This is a genomic window from Streptomyces sp. NPDC127106, assembly GCF_042677605.1.
Lineage (GTDB): Bacteria > Actinomycetota > Actinomycetes > Streptomycetales > Streptomycetaceae > Streptomyces.
In genome coordinates this window covers 57,458-71,253 of record NZ_JBHXTC010000029.1, presented here as the reverse complement: position 1 = coordinate 71,253, position 13,796 = coordinate 57,458, and the positions used below count along the sequence as shown (strand labels likewise).

Here is a 13,796-nt window from a genome sequence, read left to right as displayed (position 1 = left end):
ATTCTCCGGGTCGACACACTCCTGGTCGGGGTGGCCCTCAGTGCCACCCCGGTCACAGCCCGCTCAAGCACGCCGCCGCCCTTCCTCAGACGAGCCGGGCCAGGTCGGGCGGGGTGTCGATGTCGTACGCCTCCGCGACGTCCCCGCACTCCACCAGCGTGAGCTCGTCGGCGTGCCGTGTCAGGTGCACCCGCGCGCCCTTGTCGCCCGTCGCCGTGGCCGCGATGTCCGCCCAGCGGTCCGCCCCGAAGAGCACCGGGTGCCCGCGCTCCCCGCCGTACGCCGCCGCCACCAGGCTCGCCGGGGACCGGTACGCCGCGAGGACCCGGGCCACGGCCGTCGGCCCGATCCCCGGCTGGTCCACCAGCGAGACCAGGGCGGCGCCCGCCCCCGAACCGGCCAGCGAGGCGAGGCCGGCCCGCAGCGAGGAGCCCATGCCCTCGGCCCAGTCCGGGTTGTCGACGACCACGCAGCCGCTCAGGTCCGCCCGCTCGCGGACCTCGGCGGCCGAGGCGCCGAGCACCACGTGCAACGGGCCGCAGCCCGCCTCGCGCAGCACCCGCACCGCGTTCTCGACGAGCGGGCGCCCGCGGTAGGGCAGCAGGGCCTTGGGGCGGCCGCCGAGGCGGCGGCCGCCCCCGGCCGCCAGGAGCAGCCCGGCGATCACCGGGCCGGAGGGCCGCCGGGTCGCAGGGGAGCGGTCGGGGAGGGGATCGGAAGGGGATTCGGCTGGCATGGCAGCGATTCTCGCCCCTGGGCCGGGGCCGTGGTGTGCGGTGGTCGGGCCAGGGTGCGCCACAGGGTGCGCCGCAGCGAGGCGACCACGGCGCCCAGCCGCAGCGGTTCGCAGACGCGGTTCTCGACGGCGGCCGCCAGCGCCCGCTCGTCCCGGTCCGTGAGGGTGGCGGGCGGGGTGGTGCTCTGCGAGGCGAGTGGGGTCCGGGCAGCGGGCATCGGGGATCTCCTTGCCAATCAAGGGCCAATGCCGCGAGTCTGGACCCCTGATTGGCCTGGCAGGCAGAGCCAATCGGGGGAGGTTGGCATGGCAAACGGGCGAGTGGTCCGGACGGCAGACAGGACGATCGGCAGCCGCGCCCTCGCGGCGCTGCTGCCCGGCGAGGTGCGGGCCCGCCCCGGCTACCGGTCGCTCGCCGAAGCGGTGCGCTCCCTGGTCCTCGACGGCCGCGTCCCCCTGCACGTGCGCCTGCCCGCCGAACGCGAGCTCGCCGAGGCGCTCGGCGCCAGCCGGGCCACCGTCACCGCGGCCTACGACCTGCTCCGCGAGAGCGGCTACTGCCGCAGCCGGCGCGGCTCCGGCACCTGGACCGAACTGCCCGACGGCCATGGCCCGGTCGGCGCCCACCTGCTGGACGCGACGGTCGGCCACCGCACCGCCCGGGACGGCGGCATCGACCTCGCCATCGCGGCCATGGGCGCCCCCGGGGACAGTCTCGCCGAGGCCCTCGCCCGGGCGGCGGCCCGGCTGCCCGCCCTCGCCCGTGACCCCGGGTACCACCCCTTCGGGCTGCCCGAGCTGCGCGGCGCCGTCGCCGACCGGTTCACCCGGCGGGGCCTGGCCACCCGCCCCGAGCAGATACTCGTCACGGCCGGCGCCCAACAGGCCTTCGTCCTCGTCGCGAACCTGCTGTGCCGTGCCGGCGACCGCGTCGTCACGGAGAACCCGACCTACGCGAACGTCCTCGACGCCCTGCGCCACGCCCGCCTGCGCACCGTGCCCGTCGCCGTCTCCGACGCGGGCTGGGAGATGGAGACCACCGAGGCCACCCTGCGCCAGACCGTGCCGAGGCTGGCGTACGCGATCCCGGACTTCCACAATCCGACGGGGGCGCTGATGCCGCCCGAACAGCGGCTGCGGCTGCTGGCGGCGACCCGCCGGACCGGCACCTGGCTGGTGGTCGACGAGACGATCGCCGACATCGCGCTCGACGTGCCCGCCCCGCAGCCGCTGGCCGCCACGGCGCCGCCGGGCGCCGCGGACCACGTGGTGACGATCGGCTCGCTCAGCAAGACGCACTGGGGCGGGCTGCGCGTGGGCTGGATCCGGGCCACGGAGAAGCTGGTCACCGAGCTGGCCACGCTGCGGGTGGCGGCCGACATGACCGGCTCGGCGCTCGACCAGCTGGTCGCGCTCACCCTGCTGGAGGGGGAGGAGCGGACCCTGCCGGCCCGCCTCGCGCAGCTGCGGGAGCGGCGCGAGGTCCTCGTACGGGCACTGCGGCGGCACACCCCGCAATGGTCCTGGCGGGTTCCGCCGGGCGGCCTGTCGCTGTGGGTGGACCTCGGTGCGCCGGTGAGCTCGGCGCTGGCGGAGCGGGCCGCCGCCGGCGGGGTGCACATCGGGCGAGGGGCCCGCTTCGGGGTGGACCCGGGCACCTTCGAGCACCGGATCCGGATCCCGTACACGCTGCCCGTGGACCGCCTGGAAGAGGGGATACGCCGCCTCGCCGAGGCCTTCCACGGCGGAGTGCCGCTGGCCCCGTCGGTGGAGCGACCCCACTGGGTGGCCTAGTCACCGCGGCCGGGGCCCCCGCCCGGAGGCCCGTCCGCCGGTCCGCCCGTCCGCCGGTCCTGCGGTCTAAGGGGTGCGGATGAGGCGGCGGGTGGCGGCCGCGGCCACCGCCGCCGTACGGGAGTCCACGCCGAGCTTGGCGTAGACGTGCACCAGATGGGACTTGACCGTGGCCTGGCTGAGGAAGAGCCGCTTGGAGATCTGCTGGTTCGACAGGCCGTCGGCCACCAGCTGGAGCACCTCCAGCTCCCGCTTCGTCAGCGCCTCCGCGGGTGTCCGCATCCGGTCCATCAGGCGCAGCGCCACCGCCGGGGCCAGCGCCGACTGGCCCGCCGCGGCCGTGCGTACGGCCGCGGCGAGTTCCTCCGGCGGGGCGTCCTTGAGGAGGTAGCCCGAGGCGCCGGCCTCGACCGCCGCGAGGATGTCCGCGTCGGTGTCGTACGTGGTCAGCACCAGCACCCGCGGCGCCCCGGGCCGGGCGGTGATCTCCGCGGTCGCTGCCGAACCGTGCATGCCGGCGCCGAACTGGAGGTCCATCAGGACGACGTCCACCTGCCCGCCGGCGGCCAGCTCCACCGCCCGCTCGGCGGTCGCCGCCTCCGCGACCACCGTGAAGTCCGGTTCGGTGTCCAGCACCGCGCGCAGCCCGGCCCGCACCACCGGGTGGTCGTCGGCCAGCAGCAGTCGGATCGTCATCAGGAGCCCTCCAGGTGTTCCGCGGCGTCCGCAGGGGCCGCAGGGGCCGCAGGGGCCGCCGCGTCCGCGGGGTCCGCGGGCAGCGGCAGGGTGACGGCCACGGCGGTGCCCTGGCCCGGCGCGGACTCCACGGTGAACAGCCCGCCCAGCGTCTCGGCCCGCGCCCGCATCGCCGGCAGCCCGAAGCCGCCGTCGCCGCAGGGGGCGCTGGCCGGGTCGAAGCCGGCCCCGTCGTCCACGACGTCGAGCGTCACGGACGCGTCCATGAAGGTCAGCGTGATCTCGGCGCGCCCGGCCCCGGCGTGCCGCACCACATTGGCCAGCGCCGACTGCGCGATCCGCAGCAGGGCCACCTCGTACGGGGTCGGCAGCTGTCGGGGGCTGCCGCTGACCGAGAACCGGGCCTGCGGCGCGGAGGCGCACAGCCGCTCCAGCGCGGCGGCCAGCGAACCGTGCTCCAGGTCCGGCGGGGTCAGCGCCCGGACGAACCGGCGCGCCTCCGCGAGGTTGTCCTGGGCGGCCTCCCGGGCCCGGCCGATGTGCTCCCGCGCCGGCGCCAGCCGGGGGTCCCGCTCGGGCAGCGCCCGCTCGGCGGCCCGCAGCAGCAGCTGGATGGAGGACAGCCCCTGGGCCAGGGTGTCGTGGATCTCCCGGGCCAGCCGCTCCCGCTCCGCCATGGTCCCGGCGTCGCGCTCGGCGGCGGCCAGCTCGGCCCGGGTGGCGATGAGCTCCTCGATCAGCTCCCGGCGGCGTTCGCTCTCCCGGTACAGCGCCTGGTAGCCGAGGACGGTCGCGACGGACACGGCGGCGCCGAGCAGCGGCCCGAGGAAGGCGCCCGGCGTCAGGGTGCCGCTGTGGCCGAGGAACGAGGCGATGGCCGCGCAGGCGGTGACGGCCACGGCCGCGATGCCCCAGCGCAGCCGCAGCAGGTGCAGCTCCAGGAAGTACAGCGGGAACGCGATCCACAGCCCGTCGGGGGACAGCACCAGCAGTCCCGCCCACACCGCGCCGAGCGCCGCGAGCCACGTCCCCGCGGCCGCGGTCGATCCGCGGACGGCGGGGGAGCGGGCGCCGGCCCCGTACACCGCGGCCAGCACGGCGCAGACGGCGACCACCGCGCCCGCGGCGGGTACGGCGTGGGTGACGGCCCGCCCGGCGGCGAGCACGAGCAGGGCGACCAGCAGGGCGTGCAGGCACAGCCGCAGGACGCGGGAGACGGGGGTGAGGGGGCGGGAGGGTGACGCGGTCATGGCCCGACCAGCGTAAGCGGGTCCCGGGCGGGCCCGGTCAATCGAAAGTTTGATGTCGGGATGCGTCCTTCGATACGAGGATCGCTCCCGTGGCGCGATGCCCGGGGGGCGTGCGGGAGACCAGGGTGGGGGACATGTTCGTCGCTTGGAGAGATCTGCGGTTCGCGAAGGGCCGCTTCGCCCTCATGGGGTCGGTGGTCCTACTGATCACCCTGCTCGTCGGCCTGTTGTCCGGGCTCACCGCCGGCCTGGCCCGGGAGAACATCTCGGCCGTCACCGGCCTGCCCGCCACCCACCTGGCCTTCGCCGCCCCGCCCGGGGACCAGAAGGTGTCGTTCACCAACTCCCAGGTGTCCGAGAAGGCCTGGCGGGCCTGGCGGGACCGGCCCGGGGTGAAGTCGGCGCAGCCGCTCGGCATCCGCACCACCAACGCCGCCGCGGGCGAGCGCACCGCCGCCGTCTCCGTCTTCGGCGTGGACCCGGCCGGCCCGCTGCCGCCGCCCGCCGCCGGCCTCGGCCAGGGCCGGGTGGTCCTCGCCGAGAAGGCCGCGGAGGAGCTCGGGGGCCTCACCGCCGGCTCCCGGCTGCGGATCGGCCCGCTCGAACTGGCCGTGGCAGCCGTCTCCGGCACCGCCGCCTACAGCCACACCCCGGTCGTCTGGATGGACCTGAACGACTGGCAGCGCATCGGCAACCCCGGCACCTCCCTCGACACGGCCGCGACCGTCGTCGTCCTGGACGCGTCCGACGCCTCCGGCGCCGGCCTCGCCGCCGGCGACGCGGTCGCCGGGACGCGGGCGCAGACCATCGACGAGGCCCTCGGCGCCATAGGGTCGTACCAGGCCGAGAACGGCTCGCTCCAGCTGATGCGCGGCTTCCTCTTCGCGATCTCCGCCCTCGTCATAGGGGCCTTCTTCACCGTCTGGACCATCCAGCGGGCCGGGGACGTCGCCGTCCTGAAGGCGCTCGGCGCCTCCACCCCGTACCTGCTGCGGGACGCCCTCGGCCAGGCCGTGGTCATGCTGGCGATCGGCACCGGGCTCGGCACCGCTCTCGCGGCCGGCATCGGCGCGCTGATCAGCGGCGGCGACGTGCCCTTCGTCCTCGACGCCGCGACCGTCCTGGCACCCGCCGCGATCATGATCGTGCTCGGTGCGCTGGGGGCCGCCCTGTCCATCCGGCGGATCACCGCCGTCGACCCCCTGATCGCCCTCGGGAGCGCCCGATGACCCTCCTCGTCCACGACGTCACGCTCACCTACCCGGACGGCGAGAGCCGGCTGACCGCCCTCGACGAGGTCTGCCTGGAGGTGCCGGCGGGCACCCTGACGGCCGTGGTCGGGCCCTCCGGATCCGGCAAGTCCAGCCTGCTCGCGGTCGCCGCCACCCTGGTCACCCCCGACTCGGGCCGGGTGGCGGTGGCCGGGCAGGACACCACGGCGCTCTCCGCAGCGGAGCAGGCGGCCCTGCGCCGCGAGAAGATCGGCATCGTCTTCCAGCAGTCCAACCTGCTGGCCTCGCTCACCGCGGCCGAGCAGCTCCAGGTCATGGCACACCTGTCCGGCAGGCCCTCGAAGGCCCTGCGCCGCCGGGCCCTGGAGCTGCTGGACGCGGTCGGCATGGCCGACAAGGCGGACAAGCGCCCGCACCAGCTCTCCGGCGGCCAGCGCCAGCGGGTGAACATCGCTCGGGCCCTGATGAACGAGCCGGCGGTGCTGCTGGTCGACGAGCCCACCAGCGCGCTGGACCACGAGCGCGGGGCGGCCGTCCTCGACCTGCTGGTCACGCTCACCCGGGAGCGCGGCACGGCCACCGTACTGGTCACCCATGACCGGGCCCACCTGGAGCGGATGGACCGCACGGCGACCATGGCGGATGGCCGCCTCACCGAGGCCGCCCCGGCCACGGACGCGGCGGCCGGTTCCGCGGCCGGTTCCGCGGCCGGTTCGGTGGCCGGCTTCGCGGCCGGTTCGGTGGCCGGTTCGGTGGCCGGTTCGGTGGCTGCTCAGCCGGTGGGGCGTGCCGACGGCGCGAGGTAGGCGCGCCACGGGCGCCCGCCGGGGAGGGCGGGGAGCGGGTACGTCCGCCAGTCGCGCGCCCACGGCGGCGGGGCGGCGCCGCCCGCGACCAGCACCGCGGCGGGCATCCGGGCCGCGAGGGCGGTGAGGCCCGCGGCGCTGATGCTGCCGTCGTGGCCGCCGTACACCTGGCGGGAGGAGCAGCCCGTGCGGAACGCGACCCGGACGGCTTCCTCGCCGCTGACGACGCACGGCGGCCGTACGCCCTGGCGGTGCAGCTCGGCCGCCACGGCGGTGAGGGCCGTCCGCATGTCCCGGCTGCGGGCCGCCACCGTGGCCGTGAGCAGCAGCTGGAGCGCGAGGTGCGCGGCCAGCGCCGAGCAGAGGGCGGTACGGGCGAACGGGTGCCCGCGGGACGCGCGCAGCAGCCGGGCCAGGCACAGCGCGGCGGGCAGCGCGAGCAGGGCGTACGCGGGCAGCAGGAAGCGCGGGGCGGCGTACCCGACCATGAGGAGGTAGGGCGCCGCCAGGGACAGTCCGGCCGCGGTGGCGACCAGGACCGGCCGCAGCAGTTGCGTGCTGCGGGACGCGGCGACCAGTCCGCCCGCGACCAGCAGGGGCAGGGCGAGCCACCACAGGCCGGTGACCGGCTGGCTCCACGGCCCCTCGCAGGGGCGGCACAGGGTCCGGCCGCCGAGGGCGCGCAGGTGGTCCCAGAAGGCGGGGTGCCAGCCGAGCCCGCCCTGGATCTCGCCCGCCCGGTGCAGCCGGGCGAGGACGCCTCCGTAGCTCAGGTGCGCCTCGGCCAGCCACGGGGCCGAGCCGACGAGGGCGCCGGCCACGAGCACGGCGGGCAGGGCGGGCCGACGCCGGGCCGGTACGACCACCGCGGCGCCGGCCAGCGGTAGGACCAGCCAGAAGGCGTCGGCGGGACGCATCAGCGCGGCGAGCGCCACGGCGGCGCCCGCCCCGGCGAGGGCGGGGCGGTCCGACCGGTCGGCGGCGGCGCGCAGGAAGCAACCGACGGCGGTCAGCGCCGCGAGGGCCACCCAGAGGTTGGGCATGGCCTGCGGCCCGTACGTCAGGGTGGGCCACAGCCCGGTGAACAGCAGGCCGGCGAGGGCGAGCACGGGGACGGGCAGCAGCCGGCGCCACACCCACAGCGCGAGCAGCAGGGCGGCCGCCGCCAGCAGGGCCAGGTAGATCCGCAGGACCAGGACGGACGGCGTCACGGCGGCGACGGGAGCCACGAGGTAGCTGATCCCGCGGGCGCGCGGGGCGCTGAAGAAGGCGGCGGGGGCGTCCCGGGCGACCTGGCTGACGTAGACGGTCTCGTCCCAGCCGAGGCCGGTGCCGGGTACGACGAGGAGCAGCTGGGCGAGGGCGTAGGCGGCGGCCACCGGCGCCAGCCGGGCGAGGTCGCGCCGGCGCGCCGCCGGCTCCGCGGTCGGCGGGTGCAGGACGTGCCCCGGCAGGGGCGCTGTCAGGTGGTTGCGGGCCATGGAGGGAGGACCTCGGGGGAGCGGCGGGCACGTGCGCACCACGCTGCACCGCGCGCCCCGCCCCCGCCACACGAGCGGGGCACTCGGCCCAACGCCCCCGTCCCGGGCATGCAGGTGCCCCCGCCGGACGGTGTCGGCGGGGGCACGTCGAGCCGGTGGAGCGGCCGAGGGAGGCTCGGCGACGGGCCGCTCCGGCGAGGTCGGCTGGGGCGGGACCTCAGGCGGGTTCGGCCGGGCCGGGACCTCAGGCGGGTTCGGCCCGGCCGGGACCTCAGGCGGGTTCGGCCGGGCCGGGACTCAGGCGAGTTCGGCCCGGTCGGGACCTCAGGCGGGGTTCTGGCTCTGCAGGGCCACGGACAGCTCGGCCGCCACGTCCTGCAGGATCGGCACGATCGACGCGGTCAGGTCCTCGGTGACCCGGCCGGCCGGGCCCGAGATGGAGATCGCCGCGGCGGTCGGCGAGTTCGGCACCGACACGGCCAGGCAGCGGACTCCTATCTCCTGCTCGTTGTCGTCGACCGCGTAGCCCAGCTTGCGGACCTGCTCCAGGGCCTCCAGGAAGCCCTCGGGGGTGGTGATGGTCTTCGCGGTCGCGGCCGGCATGCCGGTGCGCGCGAGCAGGGCCCGTACCTCGTCGGCCGGGGTGTGGGCGAGCAGGGCCTTGCCGACGCCGGTGGAGTGCGGCAGGACCCGGCGGCCCACCTCCGTGAACATGCGCATGGAGTGCTTGGAGGGGACCTGGGCGACGTAGACGATCTCGTCCCCGTCGAGCAGGGCCATGTTGGCCGTCTCGCCGGTCTCCTCGACCAGGCGTGCGAGGTAGGGCCGTGCCCAGGTGCCCAGCAGGCGGGACGCGGACTCGCCGAGGCGGATCAGGCGGGGGCCGAGGGCGTACCGTCGGTTGGGCTGCTGCCGCACGTAGCCGCACGCGACGAGCGTGCGCATGAGACGGTGGATGGTCGGCAGCGGCAGGCCGCTGGCGGTGGACAGCTCGCTGAGGCCGACCTCGCCGCCCGCGTCGGCCATGCGTTCGAGCAGATCGAAGGCGCGCTCCAGGGACTGGACGCCACCGCCGCCGGCGGTGGTCTTGGCGGAAGCGTCGGTGGTGCTGGCGCTGGACGTCGGCACGGCGCGGTCCTTTCGGTGCAGGCAGGCGAGGGAGCAGCCTACCGGTCGGCCGGCATCGGCCCCAGCGTCGGGGCGGTGCCGTCCTCGCCGGTCAGAGCGGGTTTGTCCGGGTGGCGGAGGTGCTCGGAAGGTACCGGCCCGGCCCGTGGTGGCGATAGCTACATTCTGGATAGCGAAATCATAATTCCATGCTGTGGAAACATCCAACTGTGGCTCCGATGTGTCGGTGCACTGTCCGGACACTCTTGACTGGGCCCCGGATCGACATGAAGACTCCGTCAACAGAACGTTGAATTTCGCTCTGTGGAAGTAGATGGGGAGGTTCCGGCGTGTCCGACGACGTGGAACTGGTACTGCGTTCGACTCGCGTCATCACCCCCGAGGGGACGCGCGCCGCATCGGTCGCCGTCGCCGCCGGGAAGATCGTCGCCGTCCTGCCGTACGACGCCGGGGTTCCGGTCGGCGCCCGCGTCGAGGACTTCGGCGACGACGTCCTGCTCCCCGGCCTGGTCGACACCCACGTCCACGTGAACGACCCGGGCCGCACCGCGTGGGAGGGCTTCTGGACGGCCACCCGCGCCGCTGCGGCCGGTGGCATCACCACCATCCTCGACATGCCGCTGAACTCGCTGCCGCCCACCACCACGGTGGACCACCTGCGCATCAAGCAGGACGTGGCCCGCGAGAAGGCGCACGTGGACGTCGGCTTCTGGGGCGGCGCCCTGCCCGACAACGTCAAGGACCTGCACCCGCTGCACGACGCCGGCGTCTTCGGCTTCAAGTGCTTCCTCTCCCCGTCTGGCGTCGACGAGTTCCCGCAGCTCGACCAGGACCAGCTGGCCGCCTCCCTCGCGGAGATCAGCGGCTTCGGCGGGCTGATGATCGTGCACGCCGAGGACCCCCACCACCTCGACTCCGCGCCGGTCGTACCCGGCCCGAAGTACGCCGACTTCCTCGCCTCCCGCCCGCGCGACGCCGAGAACACCGCGATCGAGAACCTGATCGCCCAGGCCCGCCGGCTGAACGCCCGCGTCCACGTCCTGCACCTGTCCTCCAGCGACGCGCTCCCGCTGATCGCCGCCGCCAAGGCCGAGGGCGTGGCGATCACCGTCGAGTCCTGCCCGCACTACCTGACCCTGACGGCCGAGGAAGTGCCCGACGGCGCCAGCGAGTTCAAGTGCTGCCCGCCCATCCGCGAGGCCGCCAACCAGGACCTCCTGTGGGACGCGCTCGCCGACGGCACCATCGACTGCATCGTCTCCGACCACTCCCCCTCCACCGCGGACCTCAAGACCGCCGACTTCTCCACCGCCTGGGGCGGCATCTCCTCCCTCCAGCTGGGCCTGCCGGCCATCTGGACCGAGGCGCGCGAGCGCGGCCGCACCCTGGAGGACGTCGTCCGCTGGATGTCCGCCGCCCCCGCCCGCCTGGCGGGCCTGGACAGCAAGGGCGCCATCGAGGCCGGTCGCGACGCCGACTTCGCGGTCCTGGCCCCTGAAGAAACGTTCACTGTGGACCCGGCCGAACTCCACCACCGCAACCAGGTCACGGCGTACGCGGGCAGGACCCTGTACGGCGTCGTGAAGTCCACCTGGCTGCGCGGGCGGAAGATCGCCGACCACGGCACCCCGTCCGAGCCCACCGGCCTCCTCCTCGAAAGGCAGAACTGACCGTGGCAGCGATCCCTTCCTTCACCGGCAACGCGAACCCGTACGGGGGCGGCGACCCCTACGCCGACTACCGCACGGCCGAGTTCCCGTTCACGCAGTACGCGAACCTCGCCGCCCGTGAGCTGGGCGCCGGTGTCATCGCCGCCAACGACGAGTTCTTCGCCCAGCGCGAGAACCTGCTGGTCTCCGAGGCCGCGCACTTCGACCCCGAGGACTTCGGGCACAAGGGCAAGGTCATGGACGGCTGGGAGACCCGCCGCCGCCGCGGCGTTTCCGCCGAGCAGCCCTGGCCCGCCGCCGAGGACCACGACTGGGCCCTCGTACGCCTCGGCGCGCCCGGCGTGATCCGCGGGATCGTCGTCGACACCGCCCACTTCCGCGGCAACATGCCGCAGGCCGTCTCCGTCGAGGGCGCCAACTGGGAGGGCGCGCTCGCCCCCACCCCCGAGGAGCTCCTCGGCGACGACGTCAAGTGGACCACCCTCGTCCCGCGCACCCCGGTCGGCGGCCACGCCGCCAACGGCTTCGAGGTGAGCGCCGAGCAGCGCTTCACGCACCTGCGCGTCAACCAGCACCCCGACGGCGGCATCGCCCGCCTCCGCGTCTACGGCGAGGTCCTCCCGGACCCGAAGTGGCTGCAGGCCCTCGGTTCCTTCGACGTCGTGGCCCTGGAGAACGGCGGCGCCGTCCAGGACGCGTCCAACCGCTTCTACTCCCCGCCGACCAACACCATCAACCCGGGCCGCTCCCGCAAGATGGACGACGGCTGGGAGACCGCCCGCCGCCGCGACGACGGCAACGACTGGATCCGCTACCAGCTGGTCGCCGAGTCGGAGATCCGCGCCGTCGAGATCGACACCGCCTACCTCAAGGGCAACTCGGCCGGCTGGGCCTCCCTGTCGGTCAGGACGGGCGAGGAGGGCGAGTGGCAGGAGTTCCTGCCCCGCACCCGTCTCCAGCCCGACACCAACCACCGCTTCGTGCTGGACACCCCGGCGGTCGGCACCCACGTCCGGATCGACATCTTCCCCGACGGCGGCTTCTCCCGGCTGCGCCTGTACGGCTCCCTGACCGAGACCGGCGCGGCCGCGCTCGCCACCCGCCACCAGGAACTGGGCGGCTGACACCGCGGGGCCGGCGGCAGACGCCGCCCCCACCCGCAAAGACCCCCGGGGGGCGACACCCCGGGGAACACTGGGGTCCCCGACCGGCCCCGGACAGCCCGTGGGGCGCACCGGAGCATTCCGCTCCGCTGCGCCCCATCGGCGTTCCGGCCCGCACGCGGCCGGTCGGCGATCGCCGAAGTCCGGCGCGCCCGGGGCGCCTACGCCGCGTGGCCGCCGTCCACCGAGAACTCGGCGCCGGTCACGTAGGCGGCCTGCTCGCCGGCCAGGAACGCGACCATCGCCGCGACCTCCTCGGGCCGACCGAACCGCCCCACCGCCGTCATGTCGGCCTGCGCCTTGGCCATCGGGCCGTCGGCCGGGTTCATGTCGGTGTCCACCGGCCCGGGCTCCACGAGGTTCGCCGTGATGCCGCGGCCGCCGAGTTCGCGGGCCAGTGCCTTGGTCAGGCCGGACAGCGCGGACTTGCTCATCGTGTACAGAGTGCCGCCCGGGCCCGGGACGCGGCGGGCCATGCAGCTGCCGATCGTGATGATCCGGCCGCCCTCGCCCATCCGTTCGGCCGCGGCCTGCGCCGCCAGGAAGACGCCGCGCACGTTGACCGCGAGCACCCGGTCCACCTCGGCCAGCGTCAGTGCGTTCAGGGGGCGGATCACCCCGATGCCCGCGTTGTTGACCAGCACGTCGAGCCGGCCGAGGGTGTCGGCGGCCCATTCGACGGCGCCCGCCGCCTCGGCCGCGTCCCCGGCGTCGGCGCGCACGGCGTACCCCCGGCGCCCCAGCGCCTCGATCCGCCGTACCACCTCGGCCGCCCCCCGCTCGTTCCCGGCGTAGGTGATCGCGACGTCCGCGCCCTCCTCGGCCAGCCGCAGCGCGATCGCCGCGCCGATGCCCCGGCTGCCGCCGGTGACCACAGCGGTCCTGCCGTTCATGGCTCCTCCTCGTTGTTGGTTGCCCGTTCAACGAGTTCTATGGAACCGGGGCGACGGGGCCGGTGCTGGCGGTAATCCGACCTCGCGTTCCCCGCAGCCGGAGGGCCGTCAGGAGACCCGCCAGACCGTCATGTCCGCGGTGAGGAAGCCGGGTACCCGCGGCACCGCCGCGGTCGCCTTCACCTGGACCACGAGCAGGGCGATGTCCCCCGACGGGTGCTTGACGCAGATTTCACTGCCGTTGGCCACCGCGGCCAGTGGCAGCCGGCGCTGCTCGGCGTCGCCGAAATCGGCGCGGCCGAGGAGGGCGCGGCAGTCCTCGAAGGTGGCGCCCGGCTTGGCGAAGGCAAGGTTCATCACGCTGGTGTCGCTCACCAGGGAGCAGTCACCCGCGTACTTGCCCCCGTCGCAGGTGAAACGGATGTCGCCCTTGGCGTTCTCCTGCCGCGTCGGCTCCTTGATGTTCACCGACGTCTTGTCGTCCAGCCACTGCTGCGTGTACACGGCCGGCTTCGGCGGTCCCGGCGTGCCCGCCTGGCCCTGCGACGACGCCGACGTCCTGCCGTCCGTGGCGGTGCTGCCGCCGCCGGCCTTGCCGGGGCCCGTGGTCGCTCCGGGCGCGCCGGACGACGAACCGCCCGCCCCCGAGCCGCCCGGCTTCGTGCCGTCCGATGCCGCCCCGGCCGAGGACCGGCCGCGGGACGCGTCCAGGGCGTTCGAGAGCGTCCAGGCCCCCGCGCTCAGCGCCACCGTGCCGGCCACGGCCACGGCCGCGATCAGCGCCCTGCGCCTGCGGCGGGCCTTCTCCTCCGCCGGCCCGGCCGGCGCCGCCGTGGCGGGCCGCCGGGCCCCCACCCCGGGGGGCCCCCCCCGCGGGACGCCAGTCGGGTTTAAAAAAAAAACAGACCACCCAACCAAGCCAGAAGGTGGTTTGGGGGGGGGGGTGT

At 75.2% G+C, this 13,796-nt stretch carries 12 protein-coding genes and 1 pseudogene; 5 read left to right on the top strand and 8 right to left on the bottom strand.

What is annotated here, in order from left to right; translation table 11 throughout:
* Nucleotides 1-85 precede the first annotated feature (85 nt).
* Complete coding sequence (locus ACFVGY_RS23210) at nucleotides 86-736, bottom strand: NTP transferase domain-containing protein (RefSeq protein WP_385680314.1); 651 nt, start codon at nucleotides 734-736, stop codon at nucleotides 86-88.
* A complete protein-coding gene (locus ACFVGY_RS23205; RefSeq protein WP_385680312.1) occupies nucleotides 664-954 on the bottom strand; it encodes a hypothetical protein in 291 nt (96 codons plus the stop codon). Before ACFVGY_RS23205 ends, ACFVGY_RS23210 begins: the two co-directional genes overlap by 73 nt.
* Before the next feature lie 88 nt (nucleotides 955-1,042).
* On the opposite strand from ACFVGY_RS23205, the gene ACFVGY_RS23200 reads away from it, so the two are divergent.
* Entirely contained in the window at nucleotides 1,043-2,530 is a 1,488-nt protein-coding gene (locus ACFVGY_RS23200; RefSeq protein WP_385680311.1) for a PLP-dependent aminotransferase family protein, read from the top strand.
* A 66-nt stretch (nucleotides 2,531-2,596) separates the two neighbouring features.
* Here the strand turns inward: ACFVGY_RS23200 and ACFVGY_RS23195 are convergent, their stop codons facing one another.
* Both ACFVGY_RS23195 and ACFVGY_RS23190 read right to left on the bottom strand, forming a co-directional pair.
* Nucleotides 2,597-3,226: a response regulator gene (locus ACFVGY_RS23195; RefSeq protein ID WP_385680309.1), complete on the bottom strand. Its 630-nt coding sequence runs from the start codon at nucleotides 3,224-3,226 to the stop codon at nucleotides 2,597-2,599.
* On the bottom strand, nucleotides 3,226-4,476 hold the full coding sequence (locus ACFVGY_RS23190) for a sensor histidine kinase (protein WP_385680307.1): 1,251 nt from the start codon (nucleotides 4,474-4,476) through the stop codon (nucleotides 3,226-3,228). The genes ACFVGY_RS23195 and ACFVGY_RS23190 overlap by 1 nt, the downstream gene beginning before the upstream one ends.
* A 134-nt stretch (nucleotides 4,477-4,610) precedes the next feature.
* On the opposite strand from ACFVGY_RS23190, the gene ACFVGY_RS23185 reads away from it, so the two are divergent.
* Together ACFVGY_RS23185 and ACFVGY_RS23180 are read left to right on the top strand one after the other, a co-directional pair.
* Nucleotides 4,611-5,705 (top strand): ABC transporter permease, encoded by a 1,095-nt coding sequence (locus ACFVGY_RS23185; RefSeq protein WP_385680305.1) that lies wholly within the window; start codon nucleotides 4,611-4,613, stop codon nucleotides 5,703-5,705.
* A pseudogene (locus tag ACFVGY_RS23180) lies at nucleotides 5,702-6,376 on the top strand (ABC transporter ATP-binding protein); the annotation flags it as partial. The gene ACFVGY_RS23185 and the pseudogene ACFVGY_RS23180, both read left to right, overlap by 4 nt.
* A 104-nt stretch (nucleotides 6,377-6,480) precedes the next feature.
* Here ACFVGY_RS23180 and ACFVGY_RS23175 read toward each other — a convergent pair.
* Nucleotides 6,481-7,995 (bottom strand): hypothetical protein, encoded by a 1,515-nt coding sequence (locus ACFVGY_RS23175; RefSeq protein WP_385680303.1) that lies wholly within the window; start codon nucleotides 7,993-7,995, stop codon nucleotides 6,481-6,483.
* A gap of 324 nt (nucleotides 7,996-8,319) precedes the next feature.
* Nucleotides 8,320-9,123, bottom strand: a complete 804-nt coding sequence (locus ACFVGY_RS23170) for an IclR family transcriptional regulator (protein ID WP_385680301.1) — start codon at nucleotides 9,121-9,123, stop codon at nucleotides 8,320-8,322.
* Nucleotides 9,124-9,452: 329 nt separating this feature from the next.
* On the opposite strand from ACFVGY_RS23170, the gene allB reads away from it, so the two are divergent.
* On the top strand, nucleotides 9,453-10,793 hold the full coding sequence (allB, locus tag ACFVGY_RS23165; protein WP_385680299.1) for an allantoinase AllB: 1,341 nt from the start codon (nucleotides 9,453-9,455) through the stop codon (nucleotides 10,791-10,793).
* A 2-nt stretch (nucleotides 10,794-10,795) separates the two neighbouring features.
* Nucleotides 10,796-11,917 (top strand): allantoicase, encoded by a 1,122-nt coding sequence (alc, locus tag ACFVGY_RS23160; protein ID WP_385680297.1) that lies wholly within the window; start codon nucleotides 10,796-10,798, stop codon nucleotides 11,915-11,917.
* 200 nt (nucleotides 11,918-12,117) lie between these two features.
* Here the strand turns inward: alc and ACFVGY_RS23155 are convergent, their stop codons facing one another.
* Nucleotides 12,118-12,849, bottom strand: a complete 732-nt coding sequence (locus ACFVGY_RS23155) for an SDR family oxidoreductase (protein ID WP_385680295.1) — start codon at nucleotides 12,847-12,849, stop codon at nucleotides 12,118-12,120.
* A gap of 108 nt (nucleotides 12,850-12,957) precedes the next feature.
* On the bottom strand, nucleotides 12,958-13,704 hold the full coding sequence (locus ACFVGY_RS23150) for a hypothetical protein (protein WP_385680293.1): 747 nt from the start codon (nucleotides 13,702-13,704) through the stop codon (nucleotides 12,958-12,960).
* Nucleotides 13,705-13,796: the final 92 nt, after the last annotated feature.